This window comes from Pirellula sp. SH-Sr6A (assembly GCF_001610875.1).
Classification (GTDB): Bacteria; Planctomycetota; Planctomycetia; order Pirellulales; family Pirellulaceae; genus JBKCUI01.
In genome coordinates, this window is the sequence record NZ_CP011272.1 from 622,354 (window position 1) to 644,671 (window position 22,318).

The window sequence follows — 22,318 nt, forward strand, 5'->3', positions numbered from 1 at the left end:
GGGACCGAGGCATTCTAACCCATCGCTGCGTTCGCCGCTTTCCGTTTCTCTAAAAGGATCGTTCCCCAGGTGAATAGCAGTAGAGCCAACCAAACCAATACGAACCCAACCCATTTCCCCAAGCTCAGGTCCTCGCCGAAGAGGATCTTGGCAATCAAAAACTGCAAGGTCGGCCCCACGTACTGTAGCATCCCCATCGCGACCAACGGAACCGATTTGGCGGCCGACGCAAACAGCACCAATGGTAAAGTCGTGACGGGTCCCCCCAGCACCAAAAGTGCCCAATCCCAGTTCGAACGCTCCGCAGCCGTGCCTTGAGACAACTGAAAGTACCCGATCAACCCAATCGCAACGGGAGCCAGAATCGCAGTCTCCATTCCCAGCCCGGAGATAGCGGGAAGAGTGGTCTTCTTTTTTACCGCAGCGTAACTAGCGAACGAGGTGGACAAGAGGAAGGCGACCCATGGGAAACGTCCTCCATCGATGGTCATGATGGCTACTCCTGCAAACGCGAGAAGAATCGCGCTCCATTGCAGTCCCGTGATCCGCTCGCGGAAGAGGAGTACGGCCAACATGACCGTGAGCAACGGATTGATGAAATATCCTAAACTACTGTCGATGACAAAATCGTTGCTCACGGCCCAGATGAACACGAGCCAGTTGATGCTGATGAGTACGGCGGCGAGACTGCAAAGGAGCATGCGTCGTGCGTCGAGGAGCACTTCGCGGATGCTTGACCATTGCCGAAGCACGGTGACGAACAGAACGAGGGTCAGCAGGGACCAAACGATCCGATGGCAGATGACCTCCACCGGATTCACATGCCGGAGTGCCTTCCAGTAAAGAGGAAAGATTCCCCAAAGCGCATACGCGCAAACGGCCTGCCAATACCCCGCTTTGATACCAAACATTCCGACTCGCTCAAAACTTCCAACGAAACTCAGCCCGCGTGCCATAAATATTAGGTGCGTCGTCAAACCACCCGTTCATGAAATCGACACGCCAGAGACTTCGATTGTTGATCGCTTGTTGGTAACGAGTCCCCAGCCCGTATTGCGGGCCGGCAAACGAACTGATCGCGGGATCGCCATATCGGTCTGCCGCAGCAAACTCGACAATCCATTGACGATAAAAATCGGCTGACAGCAAATTGAATCCAACCGCGCCCCCGTAAGCGTTCGCACCATCAGACGCTAGCGTAGGATAGCCGGTCAACGCATCGGTTTCGAAATTGATCCCTACATTTCGAAGAATTCCCCCTGCATTGGCCGCCCTGGCAACACTTTGCGGCCGACCATTGCCAACAAAGAAATTCCAATAGGGGACGAAGTGGCTGGGCTGGGAGGAAACCAAACTGTTTTCAAATATCAGCAGTCCACCATCCGCCGTACGATCCGCGACCGGTCCGGATTGCCCTGCGTTCCCAATCAGACGCACGGTATTCGAGATACGACCAAAATAACGGCGCGTGTAGGCGATTGCCGCATTGTGGTACGAACGGCCTAATTCGTCTTGATCGTCCAAATAGGCATAGTCCATCTCGATATAGCCATCGTAGGCCTCCACAAACCATGCCGTACCGAATACGGCAGCGGCGCTGTTGTCGTTCTGAAAGGCAGGACTGGTGACTTGATTGAACCCAGCAAAGAATGTGGCGTCGAAGTTCGACCAATTCAGCGCCCGGGAGTGTCGCCAAGGAAGTGCGACGGCGACCCCTGCGATAGCATCTTCCATCCAGATCCCATTTTGAAACAGGAGCGGGACAAGCCCTACAGTAAATGGCAAATCAAAAGGCGCATCGTCGCCTATGATTCCACCTGTGATCGCTCCCAAATCCCCTTCAAAGAACGCCGTGTCGGGCTGGAAGTCAAGTTCCTCCTCGAACTCGATATCTCCATTGCTGAAATCCAAACGGGTAAACCGACCATTATGATCAAGCGGCCCCGTGAACATATGAAATCGCTCGGTCCCCGTGAACCGAAGATCCATGTCCAAGTTCAATCGGTGGGCCCAGTTTTGAACGTCTTGCCCCCCTACCCGGTGCGCCCCAACGCCCGTCCGGTAGTCGCCGTAGACCAAGAAGGACGGAGTCAGCAGATTGACATCGCTGAAGACTTCCTTCCCAGGGTCATACATGCCGCCCGTATAAAATGGCCTCCACCACTCCACCCAAGGCCTCTGGGTTTCCACGAGCGACTTTCCGTAATACGTCTCAATTTCGCGTCCAGGATCCAACGGCTGCGGGACATGCCGATTGGGAGTGAAGTCCCAAGCCTGATAAGGAACAGCGTTCGCACGCTGCGACATCGTCGCCACCCGTTGTTCAGGCAATGTGAACAGCATGGGCTCGTCGAGTCTCGGAATGCTTGCCGGCACCGGTTTCGCGTCGCCCTCTTCGAGCAGTTCCCCTTCCTGCAAATTGCTTGGGGCTCCGACCAATGATGTGTCGGAACCATTCAACAAAGAGGGAAACGAGGCACTCGGCAACGAATTCGAATCCTTTGATTTCCACGGCAGCGTCTGACCAGAAGGTGGCTTGATCGGAAGATCCGTTTGTATCGATCCATAAGGATCCGCGGCAGAGTTCTGCGCCGTGGCCGGTGTTGACGCAATAGCCCAGGCTAGACCTGCGACAATCCAAGACCGCATTGCACCGCAGGAAATACTTCGGTGCATCTCTGCGATTTTATGTTGAATCGATAGTGGTGGCACGTTGGGATCCTCGTTCCTTTACCGGATGGTGAATTCCGTGGAATAAGGATGTACGTCCAAGATGGCCTCGTTGAGCGACGTGAGCATATCGGGCGTTCCATCGCAAAAGAGCAAGAAGTAGGGAGGTTCCACACGGCTTCGCAGGCGAACGCTCAAACGATAGGTACCTTTTTGCGTGAGCAGGTCCGCTGGCACCGAGTATTTGGCGGTTCGCGAGTCAAGCGGTGGAATGCTATGCGCTTCCATCCGAATAAACGGTGGGTGATTGAGAACCGTGTATGGAACCGTGCCGGGCCGAAAGAATGGCAACGGATCGATGTCCACATTGACCGGCAAATACATCTCGCGTTCGGTCCCTTTGATATTGGTGATCAGGAACTTGGTTTGGAAGTTCTTGAGCTGGGGATCGCGTGGAATACGTCCCGCCCGAACATCCAGAGAATGGAGATCGCGGAGATCGCCGTTGCTATCGAGGTCACCTGATTCCCAGATCCTGTTTCCTTGAGGACCGATCAAGACCACATTGAGCCAAAGTTGAGGTTGTGCACCGAGGGAGCCGCTCGGCATGTTGTGGCCTTCGCTTGTATTGCACACTACGTAATGGAAGTCGAGACTTTTACCTGCCATGGGTGACCCGCTGAAGAAGGGTCCATTGATTTGCGATCCATTCTCCAGGATCTCCACTGCCGTCTGTCGCTTGTAGTCGAGAAGCTTTTGGTTCTCGTCGATGACTTTGCGAGCATCAATGCGTTCCTGCGCCAATTTCCAAGCATCGGGGAAAGCGTAGGATGAAGGATTGCGCGCGACCCACTCCTCAAAGTCCTTGGTCCCCCAGCCTTGGCGATGATCAAATTGCAACCATTGATCTGGTTTCCAACGAAACGATTTCTCGTTGTGCGGGAACAGGCCTGGATGGGCTAAGGGATAGGCGGGGCCATAGAAAACGTGGTTCGCATGCTTACGCTGCGGATGAATTGTTTTCTTGTCGACTTCTGCAGCCGGGCCGTAGGTATACCCCATCGCTTTACCAGGGACTGCACCCATGTGGCAGTCCTGGCAAGAAACACCTTTTTTGCACGCGGGTCCTTGTCGGTACTGCTGGTAAACAATTTCCAGACCGATACCGGGTTGCACGACGACTTGGTGGCAGCCAGCGCAGAACGAGCTATCGGAGAGTTGTTCAAACTGAATCGCCCCATTGTGAATGGGTTGGAGCGATCGCTTGTCCTCGAGGGTCGTTTTGACTTTGAAATGGTCCTTGTCTGCGATGACTGCTTGCACTCCGTCTCCACCGAGATTTCCGACAACGGGGTCGACCTCGCTCCCGGTTTCAATTCGTCGTTCACCGTTGACTCGTCCGTAGCGTTCGACGACGCGGTGGCATGCGATGCAGGTGATTCCTTCACGAAAGACGGCAGGGCCATCGAAGATTGCCGCATCGCGTGGGAAATCGGTTTGGGTTGCGACGGGCGCGTGACAGCGAAGGCAAAACGTACCTGAAGTCCCGCGGGTCAGTTCTGCAACTTTCTGTTCAAACCGCGTGAACATGGGCGAAACCGCCGCATAGGCGTGTCCGCTCACACGCCACTCGTCGTAGATCTTCTGGTGGCATTTGGCGCACTGGATGGCAGAGGGGTAACGTTCTTTGGCGAAGATTTCCCAGTGAGGATCCACTCCGTCCGGTGTGTTCGGTGCGCTGCCGGCGGACTGAGCCCGTTCCATCTCTTGTTTGGCATCGGGACCAAGACCTGATAGCGGGTCCGCGTCGGCCTGTGGAGTCGGAGTCACGAGCAAATCGTCGTCTTGCCCCGTTGAATACGAAATGCTTCGGGCCCCGATCGAGTGGGCCCCGATCGAGTGGGGTGCGATCGAGTGGGGTGCGACCATCGTCCCCGAGGGGTGAATGGGCGTTTGGCCGACCGCCGTCGCTTGGCCAAACGTTGGCGGAGCAAACGTTGGCGGAGCAAAAGTAGGTGGTGCAAAAGTAGGTGGAGCAAACGGCGAGGACTGCGGTGCCGGAGTTTGAACGATCATAGCGGGCCCCGAGGCTTTTGCAGGATCTTTTCGCTGTTCCAGCCATTTCCTCAGGACCTGTTCGTCGGCGGTCCAAGCGTTCCTGTCTGGCGAAGTACAAATCCCAGGCACTTGTGCCCAGCTGCACGATGCGAGCTGCCAAGCCAGCAACAAGGCGAATGGAACAGTTCGAAGGGGCAGGGGCATTGCGGTCATCGGCTATCCGGGAGGTCGAAGGGGCACACGATCCGTTCAATTCGATCGACCGCCAAACCCGTTATCCACAGAATTCCTACTACATGAAGCACGACAGGAAAAAGCGACAGGGGTCCCTCAACTACCCCAAGTTCTATATCCGGCAAAGCTTTCCAATCAAAGCAGGAAAATTCACCTGTTTTTGTCCCGAAGCTACGTCCTCGCGTGCTGGGAAACCCAAGGTTAGGAGGACGGTTGCAGGTTTCACTGCTTGAATCGAGTTGCCTTATGGAGCTTTACCATGATCGATCATTCGCCTGCTTATCGATGCAAGATTGCGGACACGCAATCGGGTGCATGGCTCAAGCTAGGTTCGAGGAAGAAGCCTGTTCAGGTGGTGGAGCAGAGCCGCGACATGTTTACGGTTCGCGTATCACGATCCCTCGCACAAAAAGTAAGAGTAGGCGGCGAGTTTCGATTTTTCTATCAAGACATGTTGTGGTCGGTATTGTGCAAGCACAAATGGATCAGCCAGAACGAACTTGTTGACTTGGAATTTGAACCGCTTCGAGAATTGACGGCGCCCAAGATTCAAAAGGATGGATGGTTCGGCCGATCGACGCCGCTCGCCTCGACGACCCCCTTGGACGGGACGCTTGCCGTCGTCTTTTTGGGGACGATTCTGCTTTCGATCTTGATCATGCCCGCTTGGGGAGGTCAGTGGGGTACCTCCAAATTGATTTGCGATGCCGTCACCTCGGTCTGGAAGGCACTCGCGAGTCTTGTTACCGGGCAGGCCCCCTACTGAGGGCTCCTGTACGGAGCTGGACGATTGGAAAATGGGCTCTTGGAAAGTCCGACCCTATCGACTAAGGTTTGCCAGACTTCCCGGTGGAGAGTTGGCTGGCGATCCACTCCTCCAGTTCGTTCCAATCGACGGGTGGTAGTTTGTTGAGATCCGGGCGAAGTGCGATCGCGTCATGAATATAAACGTGGTGGATTTCCTTTTGGGACTTCGACGTGTTCCAATGCAATAGAATTCGGACGCATGCCCCGAGCGAACCGGGAACGTCGACTTCGTACCCGCATAGAAGGGGGATATCGATCCAGCCCATTTGCCTCGCCGCGAGGGCGGGAAACTCTGCATTGAGGTCTCGAGTGACGGTAAAAATTGCGCTCGCTACGTCTTCTTGGGCAATTTCGTTTCGGCGAATCATGAGTGCCAGCAACTGACGCGTTCCTTTGAGAATCGCTTCTTTGGAGTTGCTCTCGACAGTCGTTGCCCCGCGTACGCCGCGACAAAGCTTGCCCCCGTCCATCCGTTTGTCCTTTTCAAATCCCTGCAATTGACGAAAATTCAATCTCGTCAAAGTACAACCTTTCAGTCGCCCTGCAAAGTCAACTTGCCATGCAAATCGACGAAACTACGCAATCCGGTCCGAACGAATCCGGAACGCTCGCCGAACTCGATCCCAAGTCCTTCTCGATCCTGGTGGTCGACAATGATCCTGCGCTCGCCCAAGCCATGTTCGAGAGCTTGGAAAAGACAGGCTATCGATGCACCGTCGCGACGAGCGGCCCCGAGGGGAAGCGGCATCTCGAACAAAACACCTTCGATGTCATCATCACCGATTTGATGATGAACGACTTTGACGGCATGCAGGTGCTGGCCATGGCCCGACAACTGCTTCCCGAGAGCCAAGTCATCATGGTTACGGGGCACGCGACCGTTTCCAAAGCGGTGGAGGCGATGCAACTGGGTGCTTTCAATTTCCTGGAAAAACCAATCACCCCGAATCGACTTCGAGCGATCGTGGCGAAAGCGATCGAAGCGGTACAGCTCAAACAAACGAACGTGGAGCTCCGGCGGCGCCTGGATGAGAAATTCGGCTTCGAAGGGATCGTCTACGCCGGCCCGCAAATGCAGCAACTCATCGATCGATTGAAGCGAATTGCCCCCACTGACGCCACGGTGCTGATCACCGGGGAAAGCGGTACGGGGAAAGAATTGATCGCCCGCGCGATCCATCAAAATAGTCCTCGTAAAGGGAAGCGCATGGTCGCATTGAATGTGCGCGCCGTCTCCGAAAACTTGGTCGAGAGCGAAATGTTCGGTCACGTTCGTGGATCGTTTACCGACGCGGTGACCGATCGCGAAGGAGCCTTTCAATACGCCGACGGCGGTACGTTGTTTCTCGATGAAGTAGGTGATATGCCGATGAGCACGCAGATCAAACTGCTGCGTGTGCTCGAAGAGCATCAAATCACGCGCGTCGGAGATAACAAACCGATCAAGGTCAACGTGCGATTGATTTCTGCAACCAACCGGCCCCTCGAGGCGATGATCGAAGAGGGGCAATTCCGCAATGATCTTTTCTATCGTCTAAAAGTAGTCACAGTGCATCTGCCTCCACTGCGAGATCGGCGTGACGACATCATCCCACTCATGGATCACTTCCGAAAGACATTCGTTCGTCGGCACAATCACGCGCCATGCAACTTCACGCCCGCAGTGACGAAAAAATTCTTTGCGTATGCCTGGCCGGGAAACATTCGTCAGCTACGCAACTTTGTCGAAACCATGGTTGTCCTCGATACCGACGGAAAACTCGACATCGACGACTTGCCTCCCGAGTTGATGGACGACAGTGATTCTTCGCTCAATACGCTAGGCGCGACGAACACGATCGAAATGCCTAACATGCCGCTGGCGATTGGTAATTCGGAGTTGGTGGGGAAGACGATGGATGAAATCGAACAATGGGCCATCGAAGAAACGCTGAAAATCACTGCAGGTAACCGAGAAGAGGCAGCCAAAATCCTCGGTATCGGCGCTCGCACCCTTTACCGCAAGCTCGACAAGTATCGAGAAGAAAGCCAATAATGCCGCAAGCTTTTCGGTGCATCTTTTTGTTAATTCTGTGGTTGCCATGTATCACAGCGCACGCTTGGACGGATTCAGACCCAGCGATCCTCGAATCTATGAAGCGAGAGTTTGATGGGAAGATCGATCGGATTGCAGTAGCTTCGGACTCGATCTCGGTCCGGGGGAGTATTGCAATCGAGCCGGATGCGACTGCTTACGGGCTCGCAGCACTTCCACTGCACGCATCGCGGATCGATCTCCCGCTCGATGCGAATGTTGAGCCGATCCGCTTCGATGCTCAAGGCGCTTTCGAATGGAAAGTCAAGCGTTTGGAGGGGGATCCTGCCCATCGACGGGATCGACTATTTCGTCGTTGGCATGTTGTAAAGCAAAAGGGAGAACAATGGTCGATCGCTTCGCGAGGCCGATATGCGGACGAGATCGATTGCCGCGCTCCGGATTTGCCTGCGGCAAGACCGACTACGCAAAAGGGGCTCGGTGGGTGGACTCCGAATCGCGGCCCGGGACTGGAGAATGAGTTAAAAGAATTGGGGATCGGATCTGTTACCGTTAATGTGGCTGGACTCCATAACGCACTGCGACTGGAACCGGCGTCCGATACGGTGCCCTATATTTGGGATGGTAAAACCTATCACCTCCGAGAGTCGGTTCTGCACGATTACGACCGGACTTTTCAACTAGCGCAGCAGAACAACGTGATGGTCTCCGCTATCCTCTTGATCAATAACATTCGCGATCCGAATCAAGCGGAAGGAAGTCTGCTCGCGCATCCCGATGCGACCGCCGATGGAACCTATGCGATGCCGAATGTCGCAACGCCGGAAGGAGAAAACTACGTCGCCGCGCTCTACAATTTAATCGCGGAGCGATGGTCGCGTACCGATGGCAAATTTGGACGTGTCCACCACTGGATCATGCACAATGAAGTCGATTTCGGATGGGTATGGACCAACGCTGGTAAGAAGTCCGATCTTGCGTACATGGATCTTTACCAACGTTCCATGCGACTGATGCACCTTGCCACGCGCCAATACGATCCGCACGGGGACGCATTCATCTCTCTCACCCATCACTGGTCGATTCCGGGTGAGCCCTATGCGTATGGTTCTCGACGCATGCTGGAACTTCTCGATCTCTTTGAGGAGGCGGAGGGAGAATTTAAATGGGGGCTCGCATTCCATCCCTACCCGCAGGACTTGTTTGAGCCGAAGACTTGGCAAGACAGCCAAGCCACTTGGGATTGGAACACGGCCAAGATTACGCCGAAAAATCTAGAAGTCCTCGATGCCTTCATGCGTCGCGACACGATGCGATTTGAGGGTGCAGTACGGAAGATCCATTTGAGCGAAAACGGATTCAATTCCCGGAGCTATTCCGACTCGGACCTAGCGAATCAAGCGGCTGGGATGGCATTGGCTTGGCACAAGATCCAGCGATTGCCTGCCATTCAAGTCTGGCATTATCACAACTGGGTGGACCATCCCGACGAAGGGGGACTCAAAATCGGATTGAGAAAGCTACCGAATGATCCCGAGGGACCCTTGGGCAAAAAACCGATTTGGCATTTGTATCGATCGTTGGGCACCGACACGCAAGAAAACGTGTCGATGCCCTATCTCAAAGTGATTGGGCTCTCGTCGTGGGACGAAGCCGTTCACCCATTCCCGTAGCGCTTACGCGAAATAACTATTCGATTTCGGTTTCCTTGTTGCCATTTCGCAAGAACGGCTTGCGAGTTTGTTTACCTTCGACCGGTTCCAGGTTTCGGACCCAGATATTGCGAAAGCGAACGGGATTGCCGTGATCTTGTAGGGTGATAGGTCCTTTGTCTTTATGCTTTTTGTAGGCGGGCGGACGATTGAAGGGAGTATCGCCTTTCAATTCGAAGTGATTGAGGATCAAGACGCCGTTGTGCATGGCGGTGATGTAAGCGGGAGATTGAAGCGAACCATCCTCTTTGAACCGAGGTGCGGTCCAGAAGATGTCGTAGGTGTTCCATTCGCCCGGTTTGCGCATGGCGTTGGCCATCGGTGGCGTTTGCTTGTAGATCGCACCCGCTTGGCCATCGGAGTAGGTTTTATTCTGGTACGAATCGAGGACCTGCAACTCGTAAATTCCCATCAGGAATACCCCGGAGTTGCCCCGCCCTTGTCCGTCCCCTTTGGGAGGTGTTGGGGCAGACCATTCGATGTGCACTTGGCAATCTCCAAACTCTTCGACACTGGTCACGGCTCCTTTGCCTGCGACCATCGATCCCGCATCCACTTTCCAACCCGATGCGTTTTTCCAGTGCGAAAGATCCTTTCCGTCGAATAGAACGACGGCATCGGAAGGTGGTAAATCGTTCGTCGCTCCAGGCGTGACGAGAGACGGTTCCTTCCATTCAATCCCGTTGATGTATTCCTGTGCAGTCACCATTTGGCAAGGAGCGAAGAGGGCGGCGAGCGCTCCAAATTGTTTTGAAACGGAACGAAGTTTGTCTGAGCAACGTTGCATAGTGGCCTCACGGAGAGAAATTGGGGGATCTGGAAAGGCTAGAGGGCAACACAAAAGGAAATCATTCCACTCGTGCCGACCTGCGTGAACGAACGCGCACCATCGTAAGTCGGATGAATTCGGAATGCAAAGGGAACGTTGGGGATGCAGAACGCTTGGAAACAGGATTACGGTCTCGTTTCCCTTCCGTTGGAACCCGCTTTTCTCTCCATTTTGACCAACACCGTTCAGATTGGTCTAGGATTCGCGACATGGCATTCTGTACTATCGCGCGGCAATAGCGCAGCCTGCCTGGAACGTTCCCCTTTTCGGACTCGCTATACCCAAAGAATGTTGGCAAGGACATGGAGCGATGAGTATCAACAAAACTCGTAAGAAGAATTCCCGGTTCTATTGGGCCGAGCTGGGGTTCTTAGCGCTCGGACTTGTTGGACTCAATCCTTCATTATTAACCGACCTCCTAATCGGCTCCACGGTTCCCGTTCCTCAGAACATCCCTTCGCAGCCACTGTATGGTTATCCTCCGCCAACTTCGGCTCCTTACGGCGCGTATCCGGGTAATCCATACACGGACAATGGTTGGCACGGAGCGACCCCCAACTACCAACCCACTGCCTACTTCCCTCAGTCCTCTTACGCGAATCCGCAAACTGCAGGGGGGTTGATTTCTCAACCCGATATCCAACTCTTGGCATCTCGGGTCGGAGAGTATCTTTCCGGCTCAGCATCGCAATGGTGGGGTAGCCAACAGACTCCATCTGCAACTCCCGACCTCCGCCCCTCGACGGCCGGGCTGGCAAATCCATACGCAGCGAGCTACCCGAATTACCAGTACCAATCTTCAACGCAGTTCGGTGCATCGAATGGCTATGCAGGGGGCTGGCAATTGAACCAACCGTCCGCGGGCCTCCCTTCGACAGGGACACCTTCCACCGTTCCGCCGCCAAATTACTCACAGCCCTACGCCGCACCCCTACCCTCAACCTCGGGGGCCACGTATTCGGCGCAACTTCCTAGCGGAGCGTCCTACTTGAACGCACCTGCAAGCCCCGCCGCGGGTGCTCCGTCCCCGAACCTCGTTCGAGGATATTCCTCCAACTACCAAACATTAGCGAACCCTGGGTCGTTCGTGCCCGCAGGAAGCACATCGAATGTTCTCCAGCAGCGGCAGACACAGCCCACCTATCCCGCGCCCCCCACACAGGGACCAGGTGGATGGACCAACCCCGCCACGCAAACCATCCCCCCCTCGACTGGCGGCTACTACGGCCGCCGTTGATCCCAATCCAATTCGAGAACTTCGCCTCTCTCAAGCGCTCTTTCGCGAGCAGCTTCTTCCGGCGAGAACGACGGCGATCAAGAAGCAAATCTCCACCACAGGCAAGACAATGAGCAACCCAATCCAACCGGGAACTGGGATGCGCATCGAGGAAGTGGCTTGCAAAACGGCGAGCCCGAACAGGAAACACAGATCGCAAATCCACATCGCCAGCGCCAACGCGAGCCCCGTTTTCCAAACTGCCATGCTTTCCATCGTTTCAACAAACCCCCGTCGGTCACTCAAGCTTCGTTTCTAAAGCCCCCCCCGATCTCCACTCATTCGGACTGCATGGATGGCCCAAGCTCGCGAAAGAGCTCTACCCAGGCTAGCCAGATAGCGTTCTGAATGGTTGCTTTTCCGGATTGCTTTAGCTCCATTAATGCCGCCGGAGATTCGTCTGGCCAATGCCCTATCCAACCTGCAGCAACCCCTCGACTTTTCAGCAGAAACTCTCGCAAGTCCTCAGGACTGCAACTCAGTGGAAATGTCTCACCGATCACAATCGGCTTGTCCCACGCAAATTTCTTGAGCAGCGCCAGTTCCTCAGCAACCTTGCCGGTTTTGGGATAGAGGTGGGGCGAAACAAAGTCGAGTTCCTCGGCAGACGATTGGTAAGCAGTTGGAAACGGGAGCAACCCCATTGTGATCATGTGAGACGAATCCTGCGCGCGAATCGACTGAACCATACGTGCGATCCACGCGCGAAAGATCTCGTCCCCCGTTCGCTTGCCGGCGTTCAAACTCAATCGCTGACAAAATTCCACGTCCCCCATGCGCCCCGAATACCAGCCATCTTCAGGCTTGCCCGCTGCCGCCGGTTCGTTCACCAAATCGTAGGCGAAGACAGCAGGACTATCTTTACAAGTTCGAGCGATCGTTTCCCAGAAGAACGCTTGAGCCCGCCAGCGATCGTCGTCAGTAAGTTTGTCGTACCACTCCGGACGGTCCGCGATCGTGTAGTTAGCAAGCCCGGTTATCTTGAGGTAGATGCCTGTCTTTTCCGCGATGGCCAGCAACTGCTGAATTCCGGCGATCCCCTTTTCGCTGGCAACATCGGGCTTGTCGAGAATGCGTGGCAATTCGGGATGGATGCGCGCGACTGTTGTGCCTGACTGCTTCATCTCCTCGAACTCGCGCTGGACGCGAGCCGGGTCCTCCTCCAGCCGCTTGAGAATATCCACGGAAGCGTAATTGTGCCCCCAAGGAACAAACCTCTCGCCAGAAGGGTGCAACACAAAACCCTTTTTGTCTTTCGAAACTTGAATGACTTCCATCTTCGTCGCTCGATCGATCGACGGACTCGTAGGCCCGTCGTCCGCGCCTGCGAATCGCAAGCCGAGAACAGAAACCAGCAAGACGTTCGCGATCGCATAGAATTTGCACTGCATATTTTAAGTCCTTGGATTGCGCACGGCGTTCATCCCCTGAAAGATCTCACTCGCAGTGAAGTATACCAGGAATGGGCACATCGACTCCTCGGCTGGAAGCGGGAGCCAAGATGAAACGGTTACTGGCGCGTTCGAACAGCAGACCCAGGACACACCGTGGGCCTTATCGCCCCAAGAAGAAGTCGATGGGGGAAGCGAGAAAGCTCGGAGAGTCTTCGTCGACCGGTTCCCCCTGGAGATAGGCTCGCATTTTGGCCGCATCGCCACCGAAGCTTTTTCCGGTCTGCTCTTTGAGAGCGAGATACGCAGCGTATTGAGCCCCGGGTTGCTTCGAGTCCAATTGTTTGGCGAGGAAGCTTTTCACATCCTCGGTTTTATGATTTCCCAACGACTCCGCCGCCATGTTTCGCACCACATCGCTCTTATCCGATGCAGCCATGGACAAGAGAGCTTGGGTGGCAATCGGATCACTGCTATTTCGAAGCGCCTTGGCGACCTCGAGCCGAACCTTGCTTTCTTTGTCCTTCGATAGTTCCGTCACGACCATCATAGCGTCTGGCCGTTCCAGCACTTCAGACAACACCAGAACGATGTGCCGACGAATATCGGGGCTGGTTTCCGCTTTGGCTGTATTGGCTAGGAGCTCGATATATCGGCGCTGCTCTTCGACCGGGTATTTTGCTATCGCCGTACGAAGCAGCTGGAACTCTTCCACCCGTTGATGGTAGACCGGCCGCCGAGCGCGATCCTTTCTCCATTGATCCTGAATGACCGGGTTCAGCTTCTTAAGTTCGTAAAACGGGCCGTCGGTACATCCGATGATCGCGAGCAATAAGCCGCTCGCGATGGCGGAGGAAACCCGTTTTCGTTGGGAAGCTAAGAATTCCACGTACGCAAGCCCCGTGGGGAGATGGGAAACAAACCGTTTGATCGCGGACATTAGCAAACCTCAATCGCTCGAATCCAGGGCAATTGCTCAGGAGCGATCCAAACAGGCAACTTTTATGAGACCTGTTGCGAAAGCCGCAGGGTTGGAGGACAATTTTGCGTTAACGCGTCATTAGTGGTTTGGGATTTTCCCCTTCTCCAGATACCCTAATCGATGCAGATTGAGGGGTTGGCCGTTGGTCTATCCGATTTCCGCCGGCCTTTTCCTCCGCCACCTCGCAGTCCCTTCCCGAACCCCGAGCCCTCCCAATAGAGTCCTGTGTACGATGCGAATACGAATCCCCGCTTTTGTCCTGTCGGTTGTCGCAACCCTTTGCATTCACACCGCGGGCCTTCGTTCAGCAGGCTATGCTCAAGACGGTAAGAAGCATGTGGTCTTCATCGCCGGCCGTCAGAGCCATGACTACGGGTCGCATGAGCATTTTGCAGGTTCCAAGATTCTCGCGGAGGTGGTCGAGAACTCGGATTCCAATGTCCGCTGTACCGTCATGCGAAACGGTTGGCCTGAAGACGACAGGTTGCTCGATCAAGCCGACGCCATTGTGATCTACTCCGATGGCGGGGGCGGACATCCCTCTTTGCCGCACCTGCCGCGGCTTCAAAAGCAGATGGAACGGGGAGCGGGGTTCGTCTGTATTCATTATGCAGTCGAGGTTCCCAAGGATCGCGGCGGGCCCGAGTTTCTCAAGTGGCTGGGTGGGTATTTTGAAACGAACTGGTCTGTGAATCCCCATTGGGATGCGAAGTTCGACACGTTACCCAAGCATCCGATCACCACAGGAGTGAAGCCTTTCGAAACCCGAGATGAATGGTACTTCCACATGCGATTCCCCGAGGGCATGAAGGGAGTCACACCGATCCTTTCCGCCGTTGCTCCCGAGCACACCATGTCGAGGCCCGATGGTCCTCACAGCGGAAATCCAGACGTCCGCAAAGAGGTCGCGATGAAAGTGCCGCAGCATGTCGCGTGGGCTACAGAGCGTCCCGATGGCGGTCGTTCGTTCGGGTTCACCGGCGGACATTTCCACTGGAATTGGGGCCGCACCGAACAGACCAAACTGGTTGCCAACGCCATTCTCTGGACGGCAAAAGCAAAGATCCCTGATGAGGGGGCGGTGGTTGCACCGAAGTCGGTGGAGCAACTCAAAGAGAATCAGGACGAGACGGTTCCGGGAGGCTTCGATCCGAAAAAGATCGCGGAATCATTTCGATTGACGTCCGCACCGGTTGCTGGATCCGACAAGGCTTCGGTCGCAAAGCTTCTCTTCTCAACGGATACCTTGACCAGCAAAACACCTGGACATCGCGTCGATGCAGCGGTCGACATTCGAGGCGTCAAAAAGCTTTATTTGATCGTGTCATCGGGACGCGATGGAATGGCATGCGACTGGTCGAACTGGGTGGAACCGAAGTTGGCCGGTCCTTCTGGCGAAAAGTCATTGCTCGACCTGAATTGGTTTACGGGGTCGGCAGAATGGGGAGAGCCGCGCAAGAATGCGAACGCGGAAGGAGGGGCAATGCAGGTCGGGGGCCGAATCGTTTCCGGCATCGGAACGCACGCGTTCAGCGTGATCGGATTCGATCTTCCTGCTGGTTACGAGACCTTCAAAGCGGGTTGCGCGCTCGACGACGGGGGCGTTTCGCAGCAGAACGGGCAGACAACTTCGGTGCGGTTTCATGTTGCAGCGGAAGGGGTTCCCGATGGAATCAATGATTGGGGCAGGAACGGATCGGTGCAGGCTGTGGATCGAACGCCCGACAAAGCCGTCGCGGGGTTACAAGTAGCCGATGGGCTCCAAGCATCCTTGGCTGCATCGGAGCCCATGCTAAAGAGCCTCACGAATATTGACATCGACCATCGCGGACGAATTTGGGTTTGCGAAGTGGTGAATTATCGCCGCCACCAAAACGATCGACCGGAAGGAGATCGAATTCTTATTTTGGAAGACACCGATCACGACGGTGTCGTGGATACGACCAAGGTCTTTTATCAGGGACGCGATATCGACTCCGCCCTCGGATTGTGTGTCCTCGGTAATCGAATCCTCGTGAGTGCGGCACCTTACGTACTGGAGTTCATCGATGAAAACGGAGATGACGTGCCCGATCGAAAGTCTCAGATCTTGACCAAAACGGGGCAACCCCAGCACGATCACTCGGTGCACTCCTTTGTTTTTGGGCCCGACGGGAAGCTCTATTTCAATTTTGGGAACACCGGTCAACAACTTTGCGATTCCGCGGGAAACCCGATCTTGGATCGATGGGGAAGGAAGATTAACGACTCCGGTACCCCCTATCGCCAAGGGATGGTATTCCGATGCAATGAAGATTTGAGCGACATGGAAGTTCTCGGGCATAACTTTCGAAATAACTACGAAGTTGCCGTCGACTCGTTCGGTTCGCTGTGGCAATCGGATAACGACGACGATGGAAACCGTGCGACGCGGATCAATTTCGTGATGGAGTTTGGCAATTACGGCTATGTGGACGAGGCCACGGGTGCCGGCTGGCAGGCAGAGCGAACCAACTGGGAGTCAGAGATCCCACAACGGCATTGGCACCTCAACGATCCCGGCGTGGTTCCGACCATGTTGATCACCGGGGCGGGATCGCCAACCGGGATAACCGTATACGAGGGCTCGCTGCTTCCTGAACGCTATCGCAATCAGGTCATTCACACCGATGCGGGGCCGAATGTGGTGAGAGCTTATGTCGCTCAAAAAGAAGGGGCGGGTTACTCGGCTACGATTGAGGACATCATTGTCGGCGAGTTCGATCGATGGTTTCGGCCTGCGGACGTATCGGTCGCGCCCGACGGATCACTCTTCGTATCCGATTGGTATGACCCAGGAGTAGGCGGACACAATATGGAGGACATGGAGCGAGGAAGATTGTTCCGTGTAGCTCCTCCGAAGACACCTTACCGAGTTCCTACCTATGACTTTCGCACGGCCGAGGGAGCCATCGAGGCGTTGAAGAGTCCCAACAATTCGGCTAGGTATATGGCCTTCAAAGCCTTGACCGGCATGGCACAGCAAGCCGTCCCATCGTTGCAATCGATGGCAAAGGATCCCAACCCTCGCTATCGCGCTCGTGCACTTTGGATTCTGGCTCGCATCCAGTCTCCCAAGCAGATTGTCGATCAAGCGGCGAGTGACACCGATCCGAATGTGAGGATCACCGGTATTCGTATCGCTAGACAGCATCGCTTGCCAACGAACGAATTCGTTCCAACTTTGTTGGACGATTCCGATACAGCGGTTCTTCGCGAACTATGTGTTGCATTGCGCGAAGACAAATCGAAAGAGGGACCCAGCTACTGGTCAAAATTGGCGGCTCGATTCGATGGCAAGGACCGATGGTATTTAGAGGCCTTGGGGATCGCTGCGATGGATCGATGGGACGAGTGCATCGATGCTTGGTTGGCCACCAAACCGGATATGGCCTCCGCATCGTCTCGTGGTATCGTGTGGCGGGCGCGCGGTAGCAAAGGAGCAGGACTGCAAATTGCAGCCCTGCAATCACCGAGCCTTCCCGATTCACAAATCTCGCCGATGCTCCGCACTCTGGACTTCCAAGAGAAAAGCGCTCGCGAAAAGGGCATCGAATCTCTTTTGAACGCGATGAAAGCTTCGCCGGCGAGCGAACGAACCGATTCACTGGTTGTCGAGGGTCTTTTGCGAACCGATCGCGTTGCGAACGATCTGGATCCTCTCCTTCTCGCGAGTGTCGCACGGTATGTCGAACGGATGGGGGATGATCCTGCTCAATTGCGGGTTTTGCGGAAGGTACGAGTCCCGCGTTTAGACGCGTTGATTCTGGAACGAGCGGCCGCTTGGGGGGCCACTTCCCAGGGATTGCAAGCGCTCGAAATTTACGCGACGGATGCCAAGAATCGCCAGTCCCTATTGAATCGGCTTGCTTCCGACAAGCCGACCGAACTGGATTTGTCGATTGCCCGAATCGTTTCCTTGGGAACAAAGCGTGAATGGCTGGAACTGCAACGATCGCTCTTGGAGTCCGATACCGCGACCAAAGGAGTGAAGGCGGAGGCGGCCATCGCATTGGCTCGTAACAAGAGCACGCAACCCTTTATCTTAGAGCTGGCGAAAAAGCAGGCCATTCCGTCGGAAGCACTGGGATTGGTTGCGAGCACCCTGAGAAGCTCGAGCGAAGCGTCGATACGAGAGGAAGCTCAAAAGCTATTTCCCAAGGCCGAAGGGTCCCAGAAAGAATTACCTTCGATCGACCAATTGGTGAAGCGAAGAGGAAATGCGGATCGAGGAAAAGGGATCTACTTTGGTGCAGCGACCTGTTCACAATGCCATATCGTTGGAAACGATGGGAAGAATGTCGGCCCGAACTTGAGTGAGATTGGGAGCAAACTTTCGAAGGACGCGATGTACTTGTCCATTTTGGCCCCCAGCGCGGGGATAAGTCACGCGTACGAAGCCTACGCCCTCCGGACGGACGAGGATGAAGTGATCACGGGGTTGCTCGTATCGGAAACCGCGCAATCGATCACCCTGAAGGACGCAAAGGGGATCGAGCACACGGTCGCGCGGCCTAATGTTGATGAATTCAAGAAGCAAGACAAGTCGCTCATGCCCGAAAACCTTCATGAACTGGTTTCGGATCAAGGACTCGTGGATCTCGTCGAGTACCTCACGACGCTGCAAAAGGCAAAGTGAGCCTGAGTATGGCGAAAGATCGCCGTGCGCTAGGTTAGGGCTCGTAAGCTAGCGAACTGGCTCGTAAGCCAGCGCACGAGCGATGAAAACGAACGAAGCACCGTGTGGGGTGTTATTCCTGGATGCAGTAAAGGTGTCCAGCGCTGCGAAGCAGCAAACGTTTGCCGATGAAAACCGGGGACGCGTCGATTTCTTCGCCGAGTTCGTTGGTCGCCAAGATCTCAGGTTCCGCGCCTGCTTTCATCACCACCGTCGTACCGTTTCGTCCGGTCACATAGAGTTTGTCCGCCGCGGCACCGATCGAGGAATAGATCGTATCGAGGCCATTGATCCGGCTACGGGCGAACACAGGCATTCCAGTCGAGGCGTCCAACGAGGTCAAGATGTTTTTGTTTTCCGAGAGAAAGTAGACTTGGCCCTTATAGAGCGTGGCCGACGGGACGTAGGGAGTGTTCTGGTGGTAGGTCCACTTCACGAAGTCCTTGCTTTGGGAAACATCACCCTTTGCGTCCAGCGAAATTGCGTAGCATGCAGCGCCCCGGAAGCCGGTGGTCGCAATGACCTTTCCTTCGTGGATAAACGGGGTGGGGATCGGATTTTCTGTTTGTCCGCCGCATTCCCAGATCAAGCTTCCATCTCGGAGGTTGTAGCTTCGGACCGTTCTCCCGTTCATGATGACTTGCTCGACGCCGCGGTGTTCCACCACGATGGGGGTGCACCAGTTTGTTCGTTCCGCACGCGCCGTTTTCCATTTCAAGTCGCCGGACTTTGGATCGAGTGCAGCGATGAACGAGTCTGCTTCGTGGTCCCAGGGAACGATAAGGTAGTCTTTATAGAGAGCTGCGGATGCCCCTTCACCGAATTCATTGCGAGTGACTTGTTCACCCAGATCGGCGTTCCAGATCACTTTTCCTTGCAGATCGAGGCAAAAAATCCCTCGCGAACCGAAGAATATGTACAAGTGCTTTCCGTCGGTCACAGGTGATGCGGATGCGAAGTTGTTGGTGCCGTGCCCACCTTCATGAGGCAGTTCTTCGGTCACGGTTGTTTGCCAAAGCTTCTTTCCGGATTCGAGGTCGTAGGAAGAGACCAAGAATTGATAAACATTGTTCGGACGAGGTTTGGATAGCCGTCCTCCTCCTGGAAGGGCGGAGCCGCGGTTGTTGGGTCGAGATTCGGTATTTGCCGTCTCAGGATCGTAAACCCCGGCGGTTGCAACTCGAGGGCGGGGAGGTCCGGGGCGATCAGCACCCCCGGGTGGATTCGATGGTTGGGCGGGTTTGCCGTCGTTGGCACGGGGTGGAAGCTGTTTGGGTGGTTCAACCGTTTGGAATTCCAGATCGCGTTCCACAAAAGGGCGTGATGTTTGAATCACTTCTGTTTTGTCGGTTCTGATCGCAGTGAGAATGAAGATTTGATTCCCCCAAACGATAGGGGTCGAGCTCCCCATGCCATCGAGGGGGGTTTTCCAAGCGATGTTCTTGTCACGCCCCCAGGACGTAGGAGGTGTGGCATCGAGGGATGCACCATTTCCGAGCGGTCCGCGCCAATTGGGCCAATCTCGCTCTTCCCCGATCGAGCTTGGCGAGAAAGGGGTCATGACCAGGTAGGCGAGGCTCGAAAGGAGGGCGACTCGGACTTTTGACCGAAGTTTTGTGTTCATGAATGTTTCCTGCATGAGCTGTTCCTCGTCAAATCAGGGAAGTGGAGGTACGATACGGATTCAGAAGTCTATGAAAACCCAGGAATGTTGAAAAAGTTCTACCGAGAGTTGGGATGAATCGTTACGAATACGATGTAATCGTTGTGGGTGCAGGGCATGCCGGAACCGAGGCAGCTGCGGCGGCTGCACGCCTCGGAGCACGCGTGGTTCTGCTGACGGGGAATTTGGACACCGTCGGGCAAATGAGTTGCAACCCTGCCATCGGCGGTGTGGCTAAAGGACAGATTGTACGGGAGATCGATGCCCTCGGGGGATTGATGGGATCCGCCATCGATAAGACCGGCATCCAGTTCCGATTGCTGAACAGTCGCAAGGGTCCGGCGATGCACTCCCCGCGCGCGCAGGCTGACAAGAAAGCCTACCAGTTCGAAATCAAACGGGTGATTGAGGAGACGTCCGGTCTGGATTTGCGACAGGAACTGGTCGAAGAGCTTCTGACAGAAGATTCAGCCTCGGGTACAAACGGCAACCGACGTATCTTGGGTGTCCGAGTTCGAGGAGACGCTTTCTATTATGCTCGGTCGGTCGTTCTCACCACCGGGACATTTTTACAAGCCATAATGCACACAGGAGAAGCGAAGACTCCCGGAGGCCGAGCCGGTGAAGGAACGACGTCGGGTATCAGTCATACCCTCGCATCGCTTGGTTTCCGGATCGAGCGATTCAAAACGGGAACGCCCGCTCGATTGAACAGCCGCACCATCGACTACTCCAAGACGGAGATTCAACCAGGCGATGAATCCCCCCAACCCTTTTCGTATCTGACAGAAAGCCTCCCTGAACCCCAGGTCCCATGCTGGATTACTTACACCAACCATGAAGTGCATGAGCTCATCCGAGCTAATCTCCATCGAGCGCCGATGTATTCGGGGCAGATCCAGTCAACGGGCCCGCGCTACTGTCCCTCCATCGAAGACAAAGTAGTGCGATTCGCCGATCGAGACCGCCACCAATTATTCCTAGAGCCCGAAGGCAGGAATACGTGCGAAGTCTACGTGAACGGCATCTCAACGTCGCTACCCCGAGATGTTCAAGACAAAATGTTGCGCATGATTCCAGGCTTGGAGAAAGCTCAGATCATGCGATATGGATACGCGGTGGAGTACGACTTTTGCCCACCGGATCAGCTCAATCCTTGGCTAGAAACCAAGGCGGTCGAAGGTCTTTTCTTCGCGGGTCAGCTCAACGGAACGACGGGATACGAAGAAGCGGCCGCACAAGGGTTGATCGCTGGGGCCAGCGCGGCTCTTCGCACGCAGGGAAAGGACGGATTCACCATCACTCGAGATGCCGCCTATATGGGTGTATTGGTAGATGATTTGGTGACCTGCGGTGTCGATGAGCCTTATCGCATGTTCACGAGCCGCGCGGAATATCGGATGATGCTTCGGCAAGACAACGCAGATCGAAGACTGACGGAGTTGGGGTACCAGATCGGTTTGGTCGACGAAATGCGCTACACCGTTTATCAGAAAAAGCTCGCGGACATTCAGCGTGCGAATGAAGCTGTGCGCAGCCTCCGGATCGGAGACGTTCCTGGCGATAAGTACTTGCGACGTCCCGAGGTGACTTGGTCCGACATGGTCGAGCAGTTTCCAGAAACCCTGGGGGACTTCTCGAAAGAAATTGCCGAGCAAGTCGAGAATGACATCAAGTACTCCGGATACATCGCTCGCCAGCAAGTGCAGGTCGAACGTCAAAACCGGATGGCGGATAAAGCGATCCCCGTGGACTTCAACTACGAAGCAATAATCAGCTTGAGAGCGGAAGCGAGACAAAAGCTATGTCGGATTCGCCCGATCAACCTCGACCAGGCGAGTCGGATCAGCGGAATCACCCCCGCGGATATCAGTTTGGTGTTGGCTTACATTGAAAACCCCAAACTCCGCGGGCGTGCGAATAGCAACGCGGAATCTTTTCCGACGGACGCTTGAGTATTGCATC

At 55.0% G+C, this 22,318-nt stretch carries 15 protein-coding genes; 6 read left to right on the top strand and 9 right to left on the bottom strand.

What is annotated here, in order from left to right; genetic code table 11:
- Positions 1 to 14: 14 nt before the first annotated feature.
- From rarD to VN12_RS02280, 3 genes are read right to left on the bottom strand one after another with little or no spacing between them, the layout of a single operon-like run.
- Positions 15 to 911, bottom strand: coding sequence for an EamA family transporter RarD (rarD, locus tag VN12_RS02270; protein WP_168164160.1), 897 nt, complete (start codon positions 909 to 911; stop codon positions 15 to 17).
- A 10-nt stretch (positions 912 to 921) separates the two neighbouring features.
- Positions 922 to 2,712: a hypothetical protein gene (locus tag VN12_RS02275; RefSeq protein ID WP_146675316.1), complete on the bottom strand. Its 1,791-nt coding sequence runs from the start codon at positions 2,710 to 2,712 to the stop codon at positions 922 to 924.
- A gap of 18 nt (positions 2,713 to 2,730) precedes the next feature.
- Complete coding sequence (locus tag VN12_RS02280; RefSeq protein ID WP_146675317.1) at positions 2,731 to 4,941, bottom strand: multiheme c-type cytochrome; 2,211 nt, start codon at positions 4,939 to 4,941, stop codon at positions 2,731 to 2,733.
- Between the two features lie 280 nt (positions 4,942 to 5,221).
- Here VN12_RS02280 and VN12_RS02285 point away from each other — a divergent pair, with 280 nt between their 5' ends.
- Positions 5,222 to 5,728, top strand: a complete 507-nt coding sequence (locus VN12_RS02285; RefSeq protein ID WP_146675318.1) for a hypothetical protein — start codon at positions 5,222 to 5,224, stop codon at positions 5,726 to 5,728.
- A gap of 61 nt (positions 5,729 to 5,789) precedes the next feature.
- Here the strand turns inward: VN12_RS02285 and aroH are convergent, their stop codons facing one another.
- Positions 5,790 to 6,239: a chorismate mutase gene (gene aroH / locus VN12_RS02290; RefSeq protein ID WP_146679758.1), complete on the bottom strand. Its 450-nt coding sequence runs from the start codon at positions 6,237 to 6,239 to the stop codon at positions 5,790 to 5,792.
- Between the two features lie 206 nt (positions 6,240 to 6,445).
- Between aroH and VN12_RS02295 the strand changes: the two genes are divergently transcribed.
- Entirely contained in the window at positions 6,446 to 7,804 is a 1,359-nt protein-coding gene (locus VN12_RS02295; protein WP_409994294.1) for a sigma-54-dependent transcriptional regulator, read from the top strand.
- Positions 7,804 to 9,477 carry a DUF5722 domain-containing protein gene (locus VN12_RS02300; protein WP_205855168.1) on the top strand — a complete coding sequence of 558 codons (1,674 nt, stop codon included), beginning with the start codon at positions 7,804 to 7,806 and terminating at the stop codon, positions 9,475 to 9,477. Before VN12_RS02295 ends, VN12_RS02300 begins: the two co-directional genes overlap by 1 nt.
- A 16-nt stretch (positions 9,478 to 9,493) precedes the next feature.
- Here the strand turns inward: VN12_RS02300 and VN12_RS02305 are convergent, their stop codons facing one another.
- Entirely contained in the window at positions 9,494 to 10,303 is an 810-nt protein-coding gene (locus VN12_RS02305; protein WP_240491293.1) for a DUF1080 domain-containing protein, read from the bottom strand.
- 352 nt (positions 10,304 to 10,655) lie between these two features.
- Between VN12_RS02305 and VN12_RS02310 the strand changes: the two genes are divergently transcribed.
- Positions 10,656 to 11,582 (top strand): hypothetical protein, encoded by a 927-nt coding sequence (locus tag VN12_RS02310; RefSeq protein ID WP_146675321.1) that lies wholly within the window; start codon positions 10,656 to 10,658, stop codon positions 11,580 to 11,582.
- A 30-nt stretch (positions 11,583 to 11,612) separates the two neighbouring features.
- Here the strand turns inward: VN12_RS02310 and VN12_RS02315 are convergent, their stop codons facing one another.
- The 3 genes from VN12_RS02315 to VN12_RS02325 form a co-directional block, all read right to left on the bottom strand.
- Positions 11,613 to 11,828 (bottom strand): hypothetical protein, encoded by a 216-nt coding sequence (locus VN12_RS02315; RefSeq protein ID WP_146675322.1) that lies wholly within the window; start codon positions 11,826 to 11,828, stop codon positions 11,613 to 11,615.
- 71 nt (positions 11,829 to 11,899) lie between these two features.
- Positions 11,900 to 13,012, bottom strand: coding sequence for a cellulase family glycosylhydrolase (locus VN12_RS02320; RefSeq protein ID WP_146675323.1), 1,113 nt, complete (start codon positions 13,010 to 13,012; stop codon positions 11,900 to 11,902).
- Between the two features lie 163 nt (positions 13,013 to 13,175).
- Positions 13,176 to 13,952, bottom strand: a complete 777-nt coding sequence (locus tag VN12_RS02325; RefSeq protein ID WP_146675324.1) for a HEAT repeat domain-containing protein — start codon at positions 13,950 to 13,952, stop codon at positions 13,176 to 13,178.
- Between the two features lie 274 nt (positions 13,953 to 14,226).
- Here VN12_RS02325 and VN12_RS02330 point away from each other — a divergent pair, with 274 nt between their 5' ends.
- On the top strand, positions 14,227 to 18,651 hold the full coding sequence (locus tag VN12_RS02330) for a PVC-type heme-binding CxxCH protein (RefSeq protein ID WP_146675325.1): 4,425 nt from the start codon (positions 14,227 to 14,229) through the stop codon (positions 18,649 to 18,651).
- A 112-nt stretch (positions 18,652 to 18,763) separates the two neighbouring features.
- On the opposite strand, the gene VN12_RS02335 is transcribed toward VN12_RS02330, so the two are convergent.
- Positions 18,764 to 20,314: a PQQ-binding-like beta-propeller repeat protein gene (locus tag VN12_RS02335; protein WP_240491294.1), complete on the bottom strand. Its 1,551-nt coding sequence runs from the start codon at positions 20,312 to 20,314 to the stop codon at positions 18,764 to 18,766.
- Between the two features lie 113 nt (positions 20,315 to 20,427).
- Here VN12_RS02335 and mnmG point away from each other — a divergent pair, with 113 nt between their 5' ends.
- The gene (gene mnmG / locus VN12_RS02340; RefSeq protein ID WP_146675326.1) at positions 20,428 to 22,308 is read left to right on the top strand and encodes a tRNA uridine-5-carboxymethylaminomethyl(34) synthesis enzyme MnmG; all 1,881 of its coding nucleotides are present in this window, start codon (positions 20,428 to 20,430) and stop codon (positions 22,306 to 22,308) included.
- The last annotated feature ends 10 nt before the right edge of the window (positions 22,309 to 22,318 follow it).

Bases quoted from the DNA above. Each gene is read 5' to 3' on its own strand.
- rarD (WP_168164160.1), bottom strand. From the start codon at position 911: ATGTTTGGTATCAAAGCGGGGTATTGGCAGGCCGTTTGCGCGTATGCG.
- VN12_RS02315 (WP_146675322.1), bottom strand. From the start codon at position 11,828: ATGGCAGTTTGGAAAACGGGGCTCGCGTTGGCGCTGGCGATGTGGATT.
- VN12_RS02330 (WP_146675325.1), top strand. From the start codon at position 14,227: ATGCGAATACGAATCCCCGCTTTTGTCCTGTCGGTTGTCGCAACCCTT.
- mnmG (WP_146675326.1), top strand. From the start codon at position 20,428: ATGAATCGTTACGAATACGATGTAATCGTTGTGGGTGCAGGGCATGCC.
- VN12_RS02285 (WP_146675318.1), top strand. From the start codon at position 5,222: ATGATCGATCATTCGCCTGCTTATCGATGCAAGATTGCGGACACGCAA.
- aroH (WP_146679758.1), bottom strand. From the start codon at position 6,239: ATGGACGGGGGCAAGCTTTGTCGCGGCGTACGCGGGGCAACGACTGTC.
- VN12_RS02305 (WP_240491293.1), bottom strand. From the start codon at position 10,303: ATGCAACGTTGCTCAGACAAACTTCGTTCCGTTTCAAAACAATTTGGA.
- VN12_RS02280 (WP_146675317.1), bottom strand. From the start codon at position 4,941: ATGACCGCAATGCCCCTGCCCCTTCGAACTGTTCCATTCGCCTTGTTG.
- VN12_RS02300 (WP_205855168.1), top strand. From the start codon at position 7,804: ATGCCGCAAGCTTTTCGGTGCATCTTTTTGTTAATTCTGTGGTTGCCA.
- VN12_RS02295 (WP_409994294.1), top strand. From the start codon at position 6,446: ATGTTCGAGAGCTTGGAAAAGACAGGCTATCGATGCACCGTCGCGACG.
- VN12_RS02310 (WP_146675321.1), top strand. From the start codon at position 10,656: ATGAGTATCAACAAAACTCGTAAGAAGAATTCCCGGTTCTATTGGGCC.
- VN12_RS02320 (WP_146675323.1), bottom strand. From the start codon at position 13,012: ATGCAGTGCAAATTCTATGCGATCGCGAACGTCTTGCTGGTTTCTGTT.
- VN12_RS02325 (WP_146675324.1), bottom strand. From the start codon at position 13,952: ATGTCCGCGATCAAACGGTTTGTTTCCCATCTCCCCACGGGGCTTGCG.
- VN12_RS02335 (WP_240491294.1), bottom strand. From the start codon at position 20,314: ATGAACACAAAACTTCGGTCAAAAGTCCGAGTCGCCCTCCTTTCGAGC.